At 68.0% G+C, this 15,185-nt stretch carries 11 protein-coding genes; 6 read left to right on the top strand and 5 right to left on the bottom strand.

Translation table 11 applies throughout. From position 1 onward, the window contains the following. Positions 1 to 56: 56 nt before the first annotated feature. From aceK to acs, 3 genes are all read right to left on the bottom strand, one after another. Entirely contained in the window at positions 57 to 1,766 is a 1,710-nt protein-coding gene (aceK, locus tag D9R12_RS13785; protein WP_122231266.1) for a bifunctional isocitrate dehydrogenase kinase/phosphatase, read from the bottom strand. An 87-nt stretch (positions 1,767 to 1,853) separates the two neighbouring features. Further along, positions 1,854 to 2,522, bottom strand: a complete 669-nt coding sequence (locus D9R12_RS13780) for a response regulator transcription factor (protein ID WP_014162113.1) — start codon at positions 2,520 to 2,522, stop codon at positions 1,854 to 1,856. A gap of 144 nt (positions 2,523 to 2,666) precedes the next feature. After that, positions 2,667 to 4,610, bottom strand: a complete 1,944-nt coding sequence (gene acs, locus D9R12_RS13775; protein ID WP_122231265.1) for an acetate--CoA ligase — start codon at positions 4,608 to 4,610, stop codon at positions 2,667 to 2,669. A gap of 252 nt (positions 4,611 to 4,862) precedes the next feature. On the opposite strand from acs, the gene D9R12_RS13770 reads away from it, so the two are divergent. From D9R12_RS13770 to zapE, 4 genes are all read left to right on the top strand, one after another. Then, the gene (locus D9R12_RS13770; protein ID WP_122231264.1) at positions 4,863 to 6,278 is read left to right on the top strand and encodes a DcaP family trimeric outer membrane transporter; all 1,416 of its coding nucleotides are present in this window, start codon (positions 4,863 to 4,865) and stop codon (positions 6,276 to 6,278) included. Between the two features lie 12 nt (positions 6,279 to 6,290). Next, positions 6,291 to 7,952 (top strand): MFS transporter, encoded by a 1,662-nt coding sequence (locus D9R12_RS13765; RefSeq protein WP_122231263.1) that lies wholly within the window; start codon positions 6,291 to 6,293, stop codon positions 7,950 to 7,952. A gap of 147 nt (positions 7,953 to 8,099) precedes the next feature. Next, positions 8,100 to 8,768, top strand: coding sequence for an alpha/beta hydrolase (locus D9R12_RS13760; RefSeq protein ID WP_122231262.1), 669 nt, complete (start codon positions 8,100 to 8,102; stop codon positions 8,766 to 8,768). Positions 8,769 to 8,800: 32 nt separating this feature from the next. Next, positions 8,801 to 9,883, top strand: a complete 1,083-nt coding sequence (gene zapE, locus D9R12_RS13755) for a cell division protein ZapE (protein WP_170159270.1) — start codon at positions 8,801 to 8,803, stop codon at positions 9,881 to 9,883. Positions 9,884 to 10,401: 518 nt separating this feature from the next. Here the strand turns inward: zapE and D9R12_RS13750 are convergent. Next, positions 10,402 to 12,096, bottom strand: a complete 1,695-nt coding sequence (locus D9R12_RS13750) for a phosphoethanolamine transferase (RefSeq protein WP_210538948.1) — start codon at positions 12,094 to 12,096, stop codon at positions 10,402 to 10,404. Continuing rightward, complete coding sequence (locus D9R12_RS13745) at positions 12,093 to 12,815, bottom strand: phosphatase PAP2 family protein (RefSeq protein ID WP_122231302.1); 723 nt, start codon at positions 12,813 to 12,815, stop codon at positions 12,093 to 12,095. Before D9R12_RS13745 ends, D9R12_RS13750 begins: the two co-directional genes overlap by 4 nt. A gap of 235 nt (positions 12,816 to 13,050) precedes the next feature. Between D9R12_RS13745 and D9R12_RS13740 the strand changes: the two genes are divergently transcribed. Next, positions 13,051 to 13,746, top strand: a complete 696-nt coding sequence (locus D9R12_RS13740; RefSeq protein WP_014162105.1) for a response regulator transcription factor — start codon at positions 13,051 to 13,053, stop codon at positions 13,744 to 13,746. Further along, positions 13,736 to 15,019, top strand: coding sequence for a sensor histidine kinase (locus D9R12_RS13735; RefSeq protein ID WP_170159265.1), 1,284 nt, complete (start codon positions 13,736 to 13,738; stop codon positions 15,017 to 15,019). The genes D9R12_RS13740 and D9R12_RS13735 overlap by 11 nt, the downstream gene beginning before the upstream one ends. The last annotated feature ends 166 nt before the right edge of the window (positions 15,020 to 15,185 follow it).

Below are 15,185 nucleotides of genomic sequence, written 5' to 3'. Positions count from 1 at the left end.
ACGCGATGCGGGGCCTGCGCACGCTGCCCACGATGGCCGCGCGCGCGGCCATCGGTTCAGGCCAGGCGCAGGCCGGGCGGATAGGGCGGCGTATCGGGATAGCGGCCCTGGGCCAGCTCGGCCTGCAGGGCACGCCACCAGCCCGGCTCGAACAGCTGCCCATGGACCGCCTGCAGTGCCTGCGCGAGCGCCGGTGGCAAGCCCATGAACTGGGCGAAGCGCTCGGGGAACACATCGCCCGGCCAGACCTGGAACCACGGCTCATCGGCCATCTGTTCCTCGAAATCCTGCGCCCTGGGCCAGTCGCGGAAACTGCAGTCGGTGATCAGCCGGACCTCGTCGTAGTCGTAGAACACCACCCGCCCGTGCCGGGACACACCGAAGTTCTTCGGCAGCATGTCGCCGGGGAAGATGTTGTTGCGGGCCATGTCGACGATGGCCTGGCCGTACTCCAGCACCGCCGCGCGCGCGGCTTCGGCCGGTTGCTCGCGCAGGTACAGGTTGAGCGGGCGCAGCCGGCGCTGCACGTAGCACAGGGCGATGATCACATCTTCGCCCTCGAACTCCAGGCTGCCGGCGCAGGTGTCGCGCAACTCGGCCAGCAGCGCCGGGGCGAAGCGCGCGACCGGGAAGCGCAGCGAACGGTACGGCTGGGCATCGAGCAGGCGGCCGGCGCGGTCGCGGCTGAACACCAGCGCGTAGCGGTCCTGCACGTCCTTGCGGGTGACCTGCTTGGATTCGGCGAAGCGGTCGCGGATCAGCTTGAACACCAGCGGGTAGGAGGGCAGGGTGAACACCGCCATCACCAGCCCGGGCGTGCCCTCGGCCTGGACCAGCTGCTCGTGGGTGCACTCGTTGAAATGACGGAAGAAGGTGCGGAAGCGCTCGGTCTTGCCCTGCTTGGCCCGGCCCAGCACGGTGTACAGCTCGTCGATCGGCTTGTGCGGCAGCAGCGTGCGCAGGAACACCACCGCATCGCCGACCGTGGGCAGGTCGGCCTGGAAGTAGCTGCGCGAGATGCCGAACAGCTGGGCCACCTCCGCACGCCGGGTCAGCACCGCGTCCACGCGCAGGCCGGCCTCGTCGTTGACCAGCGCGATCACGCACGGGGCGAAGCGCGATTCGCCCAGCACCCGGCCCACCAGGTAGGCGCGGCGTTCGCGGTAGAACACGGTATCCAGCAGTTCGATCGCCCGCACCGGATCCTGGCCCCAGTCGGCCAGCTCGTCCTGCAGGCGCACCGCCACGGCCGCCGCGCAGCGGGTCAGATGCGCATAGGGCACATCGAAGGCGTAGTCGCCCAGCACCCGCTGGAAGGTGTCGGTCGGCCGCTTCAGCGAGACCGCATAGCTGTGCCGCGCCACCGGATGGGTGATGGCGTCGGTGGGCGCGATGTCCAGCGCCACGAACTCGACCTGCGCATCCACGCCCCGGGTCTGGAAGAAGCGCCGGCTCAGGGTGTTGTAGAAGGTCTTGTACAGCTCGCGGTCGATCTGGCCCTCGATCAGGGCCGCGTAATGGTCGCGGATGGCCTGCCACAGGGTCCGGTCGAACGCGCGCTGGCCCAGCACTGCCTGCAGCCGCAGCCGGCACTCGTTGATGCAGGCGTCGTACAGGGCGATGCGTTCGACCGCATCGGCGCGGGCCGCGCTCCAGTGGCGCTGCTCGAACCGTCGCCGCGCGCGCTGGGTGATCGCGGCAAACTGGGCGTGGTAGTCGGCGAAGGCCTCGGCGATCAGCGAGGCGACGGCGCTGGCGTCGTGCATGCAGCTCGGCGGGCGGTGGGTGAAGCCGAAGCGTACCGCGCATCCGGTGGCCGCGAAGGCTGGCCTTTGCGGCCACAGGGCACGGCGTTATTCCTGGTCTTCCGGCGGCGGGATCAGGCCGTCCGGATCAACCGACAGGCGCCCGGCCATCAGCACCGCCTGGGTGCGGTTGGTCACGCCCAGCTTGCGCAGGATGGCGGTGACGTGGGCCTTGATGGTGGCCTCGGACACGCCCAGGTCGTAGGCGATCTGCTTGTTCAGGCGGCCGGCGCCGAGCATCTGCAGCACCCGGAACTGCTGCGGGGTGAGATCGCGCAGGCGCTGGGCCACTTCGGCCTCGTCGCGGCCGATGGCCGGGGCGTTGTGGGCTTCCTCCGGCGCCCAGCGCTCGCCATCGAGCACCGCGCCGATGGCCTCGCCGATGGTGTCCGAATCGACCGACTTGGGAATGAAGCCCATCGCGCCGTGGTCCAGGGCGCGTCGCATCACCGAGGGTTCCTCGCGCGCGGACACCACGATCACCGGCAGCTGCGGATGCAGGGCGCGCAGGTGGACCAGCGCGTTGAAGCCATGCGCGCCGGGCATGTTGAGGTCCAGCAGCAGCAGGTCCGCATCCGGGTTGGCCTCGACCAGGGCGTAGAGCGCATCGACACTGGCGGCCTCGTGCAGGTTCACCCCCGGCAGCACCCGTTGCACGGCTCCGCGCAGGGCCTCCCGGAACAGGGGATGGTCGTCGGCGATGAGCAGTGTGGTCATGGAGGCGCAGGTCGTGGGAGAGGGGTCGTGCACCGGGTCGGCATCGCGCTCGGGCAATGCCGATTCCGGGTGGGAACGCTTGGCATGGTGCCAGACCACGCGGTCGGCCCTGGACGATGCACTGGCCACGGCCCCTCGCTCCGGCTACCGGACCTTGCGCTCGGACACCAGCGAATCGACCACCGACGGGTCGGCCAGGGTCGAGGTATCGCCCAGCTGGTCCGGCGCGTTCTCGGCGATCTTGCGCAGGATCCGGCGCATGATCTTGCCCGACCGGGTCTTGGGCAGGCCCGGCGCCCACTGCAGGTGGTCGGGCGAGGCGATCGGCCCGATCTCCTTGCGCACGTGGGCGATCAGCTCCTTGCGCAGCTCCTCGGTTGGCTGCTCGCCGGCCACCAGGGTCACATAGGCATAGATGCCCTGGCCCTTGAGGTCGTGCGGGAAGCCGACCACGGCGGCCTCGGCCACCTTGGGATGCGAGACCAGCGCGCTTTCCACCTCGGCCGTGCCGATCCGGTGGCCGGAAACGTTGATGACGTCATCCACCCGGCCGGTGATCCAGTAGTAGCCATCGGCATCGCGGCGGCAGCCGTCGCCGGTGAAGTAGGTGCCCGGATAGGTGCGAAAGTAGGTGTCGATGAAGCGCTGGTGGTCGCCGTAGACCGTGCGCATCTGACCCGGCCAGGAGTCCTTGATCACCAGGTTGCCCTCGGCCTGGCCTTCCAGCTCGACCCCGTTGGCATCCACCACGGCCGGCTGCACACCGAAGAACGGTACGGTGGCCGAGCCCGGCTTGAGCGCGGTGGCACCGGGCAGCGGGGTGATCATGTGGCCGCCGGTTTCGGTCTGCCACCAGGTGTCCACGATCGGGCAGCGGCTGTCACCCACCACCTCGTAGTACCAGCGCCAGGCTTCGGGATTGATCGGCTCGCCGACCGTGCCCAGCACGCGCAGGGTCTTGCGCGAGGTCTTCCTGACCGGGCCATCGCCCTCGCGCATCAGCGCGCGGATCGCGGTGGGCGCGGTGTAGAACAGGCTGACCCTGTGCTTGTCCACCACCTGCCAGAAGCGCGAATTGTCCGGATAGCTGGGCACCCCTTCGAAGACCAGCGAGGTCGCGCCATTGGCCAGCGGGCCGTAGACGATGTAGCTGTGGCCGGTGACCCAGCCCACGTCGGCGGTGCACCAGTAGATGTCGTCTTCCTTCAGGTCGAAGACCAGCTCGTGCGTGTACGCGGCCCACAGCAGGTAGCCGCCGGTGGTGTGCAGCACGCCCTTGGGCTTGCCGGTCGAACCGGAGGTGTAGAGGATGAACAGCGGATCCTCGGCATTCATGCGCTCCGGCGCGCAGGTGTCCGGCTGGCTGTCGACCACGTCGTGGAACCAGCGGTCGCGCGGGGCCTGCATGTCGACCGGGCCACCGGTGTGGCGCACCACCAGCACCGTTTCCACCGAGCTGGTACCGGGCAGCTTCAGTGCGGCATCGACGTTGGCCTTGAGCGGGATCTTCCTGGAGCCGCGCAGGCCCTCGTCGGCGGTGATGATCAGCTTGCTGGCGCAGTCGGCGACCCGGTCGGCGATGGAATTGGGCGCAAAACCGCCGAACACCACCGAATGGACCGCGCCGATCCGGGCGCAGGCCAGCATCGCCACGGCCGCATCGGGAATCATCGGCAGGTAGATGGTGACCCGGTCGCCCTTGGCCACGCCCAGGCTGCGCAGCGCGTTGGCCAGCCGGCACACGCGCGCATGCAGCTGGCGATAGGTGACGCCGTAGCTCTCGCTGTCGGGGCTGTCCGGTTCGAACAGCAGCGCGATCTTGTCGCCGCGCGCCTCCAGCTGGCGGTCCAGGCAGTTGACGCTGGCGTTGAGTTCGCCATCGGCGAACCACTGGATGTGGAAGTCATCCACATCGAAGCTCACGTCCTTGATCCGGGTCGGCGCCTTGATCCAGTCCAGCCGCTGCGCCACCTGCTTCCAGAACGCCTCGGGCTGCTCGATGGAGGCCTTGTAGTCGCGGGCATAGGTCGCGGCATCGACCCGGGCCTGGCGGGCGAATGCAGGATCGACGGGATACAGATCGGACATGGAGCCTCCTTGGTGGAACGTGTTGCCAATGAGCGGGCCGGACATCGAAAAACCGGCCGCGACGCGGGGACAGGAAGTTTGACCGATCCACGGTTTACGCTGCCCGACAGGCCCGTTAGACCTTGGTCTTAAAGGGTGCGCGTTTCGACCAAAGGGGAATGGTGAGCGCCATCACGTACCCCGCACTCTGCCATGGTGCGCTCTGAGGGGGCAGATCCGACGCACATGGGTGGACTTCCTGGGAGAGGGGAAATGAGCACAAACCTAGCATCGTTGTCGCGCCGACCACTTGCAGTCGCGATGTTGGTTGCCCTGCTGGTGCCCGCAGCGGCCCTGGCTCAGACAAGGAAGGAGAAAGAGCTCGAAGCCCGCGTGGCCCAGCTCGAGGCGCAGGTCCAGGCCTTGCTCAACGCGCAACAGCAACAGGCCAGCCAGATCACCCAGACCCAAGGGCAGATCGCCCAGACCCAAGGCCAGATCAGTCAGACCCAGACCCAGCTGGACGAGGTGCGCACCCGTGTGGCCAAGGTCCCGGCCGGCAAGCAGCCGATCCAGGCGCAGTCGATCATGGCCGGGGCCATGCCCAATACCACCTTCACCTTTGGTGGCTTCATCAAGATGGACGGCATGTACACCGACACCTCCGACGGCCGCATCGTCGACGGATCGGCCGGACGCCTGTTCTATGTGCCAGCGGCGATCCCGGTGGCCGGTGCTGGCGCCGATGGTGGCGATGGCTACACCGATTTCCACGCGCAGTTCTCGCGCTTCAACTTCTCGATGGACACCGTCACCGACAATGGCGACAAGATCAAGGCGTACCTGGAGGCGGACATGTTCGGCGGCGGCAGCAACACGTTCGCCGGCAACGAGACTTCCACCAACACCTACGCGCTGAGCCTGCGCCATGCGTACGTGAGCTGGAACCACTGGCTGGCCGGCCAGACCTGGTCCAACTTCATGAATGCCGAAGTGCTGCCCGACGCAGTGGACTTCCTGGGGCCGACTGACGGGGTGATCTTCGTGCGCCAGGCGCAGTTGCGCTATACCAACGGTGGCTTCTCGGTGGCGCTGGAAAACCCGCAGACCACGATGGGTGCGTATCGGACCGGGGTGCGCTCCAACTCCGGCGACAGCAGCCTGCCGGACCTGACCGCCAAGTGGCAGACCAAGGGCGACTGGGGCCTGTTCAGCGTGGCCGCGCTGCTGCGCCAGTTCAAGTACCAGGACGAAACCGACAACGGCGCTGCGCTGAGCGTGGCCGGCAAATTCAACATGGGCAAGGCCGACGACCTGCGCTACCAGGTCAACGGCGGCAAGGGCATTGGCCGCTACATGGCCCTGGGCCTGGGACCGGACACCGTGGTCGATGCCGACAACGACCTGCATGCACAGGACGGCTACGGCGGCTGGGTGGCCTGGCGCCATCTGTTCTCGCCCAAGGTGCGCACCAACCTGTACTACGCGCAGGCCCTACTGGACAACGATGTGGAATACACCGGCTACGGGGTGACCGAACGCGCCCAGTCCTGGCACGCCAACGTGATCTATTCGCCGTATCCCAAGCTCGATCTGGGCGCCGAGCTCAGCTGGGGCCAGCGTCAGCTTGAAGACGACCGGTCCGGCGACTTCAAGCGCATCCATACGTCCGTGAAATACAGCTTCTAACCGGAGAACCTCATGTCAACGACTGCTTCCTCCCAGCCCGTCTCGGGCGCGCTGACTTCCGGGCACAAGCGCGTCATTATCGCGTCCAGCCTCGGCACGGTCTTCGAGTGGTACGACTTCTTCCTGTACGGCTCGCTGGCGGCGATCATCGCCAAGCAGTTCTTCAGCGGCGTCAACGAAACCACCGGCTTCATCTTCGCCCTGCTGGCCTTTGCGGCAGGCTTTTTCGTGCGGCCCTTCGGCGCGGCCTTCTTCGGCAGCCTGGGCGACCGCATCGGCCGCAAATACACCTTCCTGGTCACGATCCTGATCATGGGCCTGTCCACCTTTCTGGTGGGCGTGCTGCCGTCCTACACCGCCATTGGTGCGGCCGCGCCGGTGATCCTGATCGTGCTGCGCCTGGCCCAGGGTCTGGCGATGGGCGGCGAGTACGGGGGCGCGGCGACCTACGTGGCCGAACACGCGCCGGTCAACAAGCGTGGGTTCTACACCAGCTTCATCCAGTGCACGGCCACCGTTGGCCTGTTCCTGTCGCTGCTGATCATCCTGGCCTGCCGCACTGCGCTGGGCAATGAAGCGTTCGAGGACTGGGGTTGGCGCATTCCGTTCCTGGTCTCGATCGTGCTGCTGGGCGTGTCGGTGTGGATCCGCCTGCAGCTGAGCGAGTCGCCACTGTTCCAGCAGATGCAGTCCGAGGGCAAGGGGTCCAAGCAGCCGTTCCGCGACAGCCTCAAGGGCGGCAACTTCAAGCTGATGCTGCTGGTGCTCCTGGGCGCCACCGCCGGCCAGGCTGTGGTCTGGTACGGCGGCCAGTTCTACACGCTGTTCTTCCTGACCCAGGCGCTGAAGGTCGACCCCACGACCGGCAACCTGATGATTGCCGGGAGCCTGGCACTGGCCACGCCGTTCTTCCTGTTCTTCGGCTGGCTCTCGGACAGGATCGGCCGCAAAAGCATCGTCCTGGGCGGCTGCCTGCTGGCCGCCCTGTGCTACATCCCGCTGTTCAAGGCGCTGACCCACTACGCCAACCCGGCGATCGAAGAGGCCCGTGTCAGTGCGCCGGTGGTGATCAATGCCGACCCGCAGACCTGCAGCTTCCAGTTTGACCCGATCGGCCGGAAGAGCTTCACCAGCTCCTGCGATGTCGCGGCCACCGCGCTGACCAGGGCCGGCGTTCCGTACACGATCAACGAGGCCGCGCCCGGCACCGTAGCCACGGTGAATGTGGGCAGCGTGCAGATCAGTTCGTACGAAGGCGGCGGCTTGAGCAAGGAAGAAACCAAGGCCAACAGCGAGGCCTTCACCAAGCAGCTCAAGTCCACTCTGACCACTGCCGGCTACCCTGAAAAAGCCGACCCGGCGCGCATGAACAAGCCGATGGTCATCGCGGTGCTGTTTGTGCTGGCGATCTTCGTGACCATGGTCTACGGGCCGATCGCGGCCTGGCTGGTGGAACTGTTCCCCACCCGGATCCGTTACACCTCGATGTCGCTGCCATACCACATCGGCAATGGCTGGTTCGGCGGCTTCCTGCCGACGATTTCCTTCAGCCTGGTCGCGGCGACCGGCAACATGTACTACGGCCTGTGGTATCCCATCGGCGTTGCCTTGATGACGGTGGTGATCGGGGGGATCTTCCTGCGCGAGACCCGGGGCGTGGACATCACCAAGTAAGCCATCCCTGGGAGGGGCGCCACGGGCCGGGGCGAGATTCGCCAGCCCACACCGACGCCGGTCCCGTGGGGCCGGCGTCGGTGTTTATGCGATTTGACGAGGTTGCAAGAGGCGGGCCGCGCGCGAAGCGGGGGTTATCATGGCGCCATGCCGACTCCTGCCTTCCCCACTGAATCGACCACCCTGCTGCTGGACGGCCCCGCCGGCGCGTTGGAAACGGCGGTGGACCTGCCCGATCCCGACGTGGCGCCGGTTCCGGCCGTGGCGGTGGTCTGCCATCCGCTGTCCACCGAAGGCGGCAGTCTGCACAACAAGGTCGTGACCATGGCCGCGCGCGCGCTGCGCGAGCTTGGCCTGGCCACGGTGCGCTTCAACTTTCGCAGCGTCGGCCGCTCGGCCGGCGCGTTCGACAACGGCGTCGGCGAGCAGGACGACCTGGCCGCGGTGGTGGCCTGGGTGCGCACCCAGCGGCCCGAGGCGGCGCTGTGGCTGGTGGGCTTCAGTTTCGGCGCCTACGTGACCCTGAAGGCCAGCGCCGCGCTGCGGCCGCAGGTACTGGTGTCCATCGCCCCGCCGGTCGGGCGCGAGTGGGACTTCGATGATGTGCAGCCGCCGTCGCGCTGGCTGGTGGTGCAGGGCAACGATGATGAGATCGTCGATCCGCAGGCGGTGGTCGACTGGCTCGACGGCCTCGACGCGCCGCACACGCTGGTGCGCATGCCCGACACCGGCCACTTCTTCCACCGCAAGCTGATCGACCTGCGCGGCGCCATCCAGCACACGGTCAAGGGCTGGCTGCCGGCAGCCAGCGCGTGAGCGCACCGCAGGCAGGCCGCGCGCAGGCTGACCTGCTGCCTTCGCAGCGCTATGCGCAAGGTGCGCGCGAAGGCAAGTGGAGCGATGACCGCGCCCAGCACGCAGCCCTGGCCGAGCTGGACCGCATCCACATCGCGCTGTGCGAGGGCGAGCAGGACGGCTTCCTGGATCGGCTTTCGGCCTTCTGGAAGAAGCCGCAGGCCGTGCCCGGACTGTATCTGTGGGGCGGTGTGGGCCGTGGCAAGACCTTCCTGGTCGACCTGTTCTACGACGGGCTGCCGGTCAGGCAGAAGCGGCGCACGCATTTCCACCGGTTCATGCGCCAGATCCACGACAGGCTGCGCGCGCATGCCGGCCAGAGCGATCCGCTGGCACGCATTGCCCAGGACTGGAAGGATTCGCTGCGGGTGCTGGTGCTCGACGAATTCTTCGTCACCGACATCGGCGATGCGATGCTGCTCGGGCGGCTGCTGGAGCGGCTGTTCGTCCAGGGCGTGACCCTGGTGACCACCTCCAACACCGCGCCGGAAAACCTCTACAAGGACGGCCTGCAGCGCGAGCGTTTCCTGCCGGCCATCGCCGCGCTGCAGAAGTACTGTGTGGTGCTGCACGCCGAGGGCCAGCAGGACTATCGGCTGCGCACGCTGACCCGTTCGCCAGTGTACCGCGCGCCGCTGGATGGCGAGGCGGACGCCTGGCTGGGCCAGCGCTGGCTGGAACTGGCCGGCGTACCGGCGCAGGCCGGGCAGATCGAGATCGACGGTCGCAGGATCGCGCTGCGCGGACGCTGCCGGGGCCTGGCCTGGTTCGATTTTTCGGCCCTGTGCGAAGGCCCGCGCTCGACCACCGACTACATCGAGCTGGCGCGCGAATTCGACACGCTGCTGGTGGGCGCCATCCCGACCTTCGATCGCCACAACGAGGATGCCGCGCGCCGCTTCGTCAACCTGATCGACGAGGTGTACGACCGCCAGGTCAAGCTGGTGTGCACCGCCGCCGCTGCACCGACCGCGCTGTACAGCGGCAGCCGCCTGGCCGGTGCGTTCGAGCGCACGGCGTCGCGATTGATCGAAATGCAAAGTGCGCAGTATCTGGGGACGCCGCATCTGGGTTGATGCGGCGCAGGCTTCGGTCTGTTGTTGTTGATTTGACTGAGCTTCCTCTTGCCGCGAGAAAAGGAAGTCCATGCCCGAAGGGTGCGAAATCCTTTGATCCTGCTTGAATGGCTTGCGCGGTCTTAGCGGGGACACTCAACGCACACCAAGATCAGAAGCAAAGGCTTTCACGCCGCTTCGCGGCGCGAGCTACTTTTGTCTTGGCAAGAGTAGCCAAAACCGCTTCTCGCCGGTCCCAAAAAGGGGATTGAAAACGCGATCCGCCGCTGCGCGGCGGTCCCCTGCGCTTCTCGGAAGGCGGGGCATTTATCCCCTTTCAGGGACGGCGCCCAAACTCGCTTCGCTCAGACAAGGGCGCCTCTTCGGCCCTGCCTTCCTGCGATGCTCGGCTCGCTTTACGGCTCGGTCAGGTAAAGCTCACGGCAACGGCAACGGCAACGGCACAAGCAACAGCACAAGCAACAGCTCAGGCCAACAGCTCAGGGCAACAGCTCAGGGCAACAGCTCAGGGCAACAGCTCAGGCGTGGGTTGCCGCCGCCGCGCGACACGGTGCGAACAGATCCCGCGAGGCGTCGTACAGCGAGGTCTTCACATCCAGCAGGCCCAGCACCGAGGGAAACAGGTTGTCGTGGCTGGTGGGCCGGGTGGCGCGCTGGCGCAGGCACTGCAGGTCCAGGCCCTCGTCGCGGGCGAAGCGCTCGCCGAACCACATCACCATCGGCACGTGGGTCTGTTCGCGCGGGGCGATGGCGTAGGGCACGCCGTGCAGGAACAGGCCTTTCTCGCCCAGTGATTCGCCGTGGTCGGACAGGTACACCAGCGCGCTGTCCACCTCGGTGCGCCTGGCCAACGCGCCGATGGCGCTGGCCAGTACATGATCGGTGTAGCGCAAGGCATTGTCGTAGGCGTTGACGATCTCCTGGCGCGAACAGCGGCCCAGGTCAGGCACCTGGCAGGCAGGCGTGAAGCGGGCGAACTGCGGCGGGTAGCGGTCGTAATAGCTGGGTCCGTGGTTGCCCAACATGTGCAGGACCAGGACCTTGTCCCGGCCCGTGGTCTTGGCCATGGCCAGCGCCCCGTCCAGGTCCTTGAGCAGGATCTGGTCCCAGCAGCGCTGGTCGTTGCACAGCTGCGGGTCCTTCGCGTCGGTCACCGACTGCATCGGCAGCCCCTCGCATACGCCCTTGCAGCCAGCCTGGTTGTCGCGCCAGACCACGCCGATGCCGGCATGGTCCAGCACATGCAACAGCGACTGGTGGGCGCGGATCTTCTTCTCGTCGTAGTCGTGGCGGCCCCACGGCGAAAACATGCACGGCAACGAGACCTCGGTGGCGGTGCCGCAGGCGCTGGTGTCGGTGAAGTTGATCACGCCGGCTTGGCGCAGCTCCGGGGTGGTGTCGCGGGCGTAGCCGCCCAAGCCCCAGTTCTGCGCCCGCGCGGTTTCGCCGACCACGATCACCAACAGTCGCGGCCTGGCCCCGGCCGGGCGCGCGGCGACCTGGACCGCGTCGGTGCCGATCGCCAGCTTGGGCTTGGCCGGGCCGGGCGGGCTGGCGAAGGCCACCTTGCCCAGCGAGAGCATCCAGTTGCCCGGGGTGGCCAGGTAGCGCAGGTCATGCTGGTTGCGCATCAGCGCGGCCAGCGGCTGGTAGCCGGCCACCGCCGCCACGGTGCTGGCGGCCAGGGCACCGCCCAGCAGCAGGACGCGCGCGCCCAAAGCCTTCTTCAAAGGTCGGCCGAGCAGCTCCACGCGCCACAGCAGCGCCACCGGGATGGCCGCCAGCAGCAGCGGTGCCAGCAGCGACCAGGTCATCAGTTCGGACGATTCGCGCGGGTCGGTGGCCAGCACGTTGCGCACCATGTCCGCGTCCAGGTACAGGCCAAAGGCCTGCATGAAGTGCGAGGCCGCGGCGGTCACCAGCACGATCACGCTCAACAGCGGCTTGGCGGTCCAGCGGTTGACCAGCAGGCCCAGCAACAGCGCGTGCAGGCCGACCAGCAAGACCAACAGGGAGATGGCCATCGGCCATTGCTGGGCGGGTGCGGTGATGGCGGCCGACCAGAAACGGACATTGCTGAAGACGGCGAAATACAGGCTGGCCAGCAGCACCAGCATTTCGCTGCTCAGGCGCGGCGGCTGCCGTAGCCGCGCCGCCAGATGTGGCACGTCGGCGCCGGGCCGCTTGCGCGGCATGGGCAGGTCGGCGCTCATGCCTTGACCGCCGGCTGGCGCGGCAGCATCAGCCGTGCGCAGACCCAGGCCATGAGCCAGCACACCGCCGCCGAGGCCACGTCGTGGGAGAGAAAATGCGCGCCGCGCAGCTGCTGGCTGATGCCGAACACCAGGCCCACCCCGAGCGCGATGCCCAGCCCGATCCAGCCCCAGCGGCGATCCAGCGCGCCCAGGCCGAAGAACAGCGCCAGCCAGCCATAGCCGGCGCTGGCGTGGCCGGCAGGAAAGCACTGGCCGGGGCCATAGCCAGCCGCACGAGGCTGCAGCAATTCCACGTAGGGATGGCTGCCGCCGTAGCGGACCAGGTCCCAGGGGCAGTCGACATGTGTCCAGGACTTCAGCCAGGACACCATCAGCGGACCGGCCAGCGTGGCCACCAGCAGGTAGTCCAGCGGCCGACACCAGGCGCGCTTGCCGGCATCGCGCGAGAGCGCCACGCGCGTGCACGCCATCGCCAGCCAGGCGAGGATATCCAGCCGCTTGCCCCAACGGTGAACCAGGTCCTCGGTGAACCAGGCGTGCTGCAGGGCCCAGCGGCCCCCTTCGAGCGCATACAGCTGGTCGGCCAGCCACCGGTCTGCGCCGGCGCCCTGCAACAAGGCGATGGCTGCGATGGCCGCACCCAGCGGGCCCCACAGCAGCAGGTCAGGACGCAGGCGCGCGGCGCCGCGAACGCGGAGAAGTCTGGTGGCAGGCATCTGCATTGAAGGCGCACGCATCACGGGAACGGCGCGGATGCTCGGGCCTGCACCGTCGGAGCTTCGTCGGAGCGAGGTTGGCTGGATTTAACCGTTCAGCCGCCGGTGGCTATGGGAGAATGTGCATGGCCGCGCATCCAACACCATTCCGACAACGGCATCCCAACCATACGCGCCCATCCATGGCGATCGTGACTGCGCTGCGGCCATCCGAGGCAATTGAGGAAGCACGGCCATGCGCCTGCTGGTGATCGAGGACAACCGCAACCTGGTGGCCAATCTGTTCGATTACTTCGAATCGCGCGGCCACGCCCTGGATGCCGCCCCCGATGGCGTTACCGGCCTGCACCTGGCCACGACCCAGGTCTTCGACGCGGTGCTGCTGGACTGGATGCTGCCGCGCATGGACGGGCGCGAAGTGCTGCGCCGGCTGCGCGGCGAGTACGGCAGCATCGTGCCGGTGATCATGCTCACCGCGCGCGATGAACTGCCCGACAAGATCGACGGTTTCCGCACCGGCGCCGACGACTACCTCACCAAGCCCTTTGCCATGCAGGAACTGGAAGTGCGGCTGGAGGCACTGCTGGCCCGCGCCAACGGCCGCAACCGCCGGCGCGTGCTGCAGGTGGCCGACCTGACCCTGGACCTGTCCACCCTGGAAGCCACCCGCGCCGGCCAGCCGCTGCACCTGTACCCGGCCTGCCGCAAGCTGCTGGAAGTGCTGATGCAGGCCAGCCCGGCCGCGGTCACCCGCCAGCGCCTGGAATACGCGCTGTGGGGCGATGAGCCACCCGACGGCGACATGCTGCGTTCGCACATCTACGAACTGCGGCGCAGCGTCGATGGCCCGTTCCAGACCAAGCTGATCCAGACCCTGCCGCGGGTCGGTTACCGGCTGCTGACCGGTGATGTCGCTGCCGATGGCGCGTAGGATCTCGCTGCGCAAGCGCCTGCTGCGCTGGGCGCTGGTGTATCTGGTGGTGGTCACCGGCGCGGTGGTGCTGGGCGGGGAGGTGGTCAACGAACACGCCGAGCGCCAGGTGTGGCGCTCGCTGATGCGCTCGGACCTGCAGCATTTCGTCGAACGGCGGCAGGCCGACCCGGGCTACAACTGGATCGACGATCCGGCCGAGCGCCTGTATTTCCTGAATACCGATCCGGACGTGCCGACCAAACTGGCCGCGCTCAAGCCCGGGCTGCACGATGACTTTTCCATCGATGGCGTGCAGCACGTGGTGCTGGTGGAAGACACGCCGCTGGGGCGGCTGGCGCTGTCCCTGGATCTGACCCGTTTCGAAGGCGTGGAAGGCTGGGTGACCCTGGGCACGGTGGGCGCCGCGGCGGTGGCCATTGCCGTGTTCGGCCTGCTCATGGCCTGGGGTCTGGGGCGCGCGGTGCGGCCGCTGGGCGCGATGGCCGACCAGATTGCCGGGCTACGCCCGGACATGGGCCATGCCCGCATCCAGGTGGCCGAGGACGCCGGCGAGGAACTGCAGGTGATCGGCGCGGCGTTCAACGACTACCTGGAGCGCAACGCCCGTTTCGTCGAACGCGAACGCGCCTTCATCGACAGTGCCAGCCATGAGTTGCGCACGCCGGTGGCGGTGATCGCCGGTGCCAACGAACTGGCCCTGGAGCAGCCCGACCTGCCGGTGGCCGCGCGCCAGCCGCTGCTGCGCGTGCGCCGCACCGCGCGCAACGTCGAACAGCTGATCGCGCTGCTGCTGGCGCTGGCCAAGGATCCGGCGCGCCTGGCCGGCAGCGCCGACATGGTGGCCCTGGACGAACTGCTGCCGGCGGTGGTGGCCGATCACCGCCACCTCACCGAAGGTCGCGACCTGGAGATCGTGCTGGCGCCGCTGCCTGCCTGCGTGATCCGCGCGCCGGTGGCGATGGTCCAGGCCGCGATCGGCAACCTGCTGCGCAACGCGGTGGAGAACAGCGACCGGGGCCGGATCGAGGTCGGCCTGACCGCCGATGCCACCGTGATCATCCGCGATCCCGGCCATGGCATGTCGCCGGAGGAAATCAGCGAGGTCTACGGGCGTCTGGCCCGCGGCGGCGGCGGCCGCGACGGCGGCGGCATCGGCCTGGACCTGATCGCGCGCCTGTGCGAGCACCTGGGCTGGCAACTGCGGATCGACTCCGAGCCGGGCCGCGGCACCGTTGCCCGGCTGCGCCTGGCACCGGCCGAAGGCCTGTAGCCGAGCCTGCAGCGCTGCCGTTCGCCCGATGACCGGGAATGTCCCGGCCGGGCAGGTTCGGCCTGCCCCCGAAACCGGGGAAAGCGGGAAGCCGTGCCTGCGGCACGCGGGTAAACTCCAGGGCTGCATGCGGTGCCCCTGGCGCGCCGCGTCACGTGCGTGCGAG

The organism is Pseudoxanthomonas spadix (genome assembly GCF_003703395.1).
GTDB classification, from domain to species: Bacteria; Pseudomonadota; Gammaproteobacteria; order Xanthomonadales; family Xanthomonadaceae; genus Pseudoxanthomonas_A; species Pseudoxanthomonas_A spadix.
The sequence above is the reverse complement of the archived record's forward strand: the minus strand, read 5'-3'. Positions and strand labels throughout refer to the sequence as shown.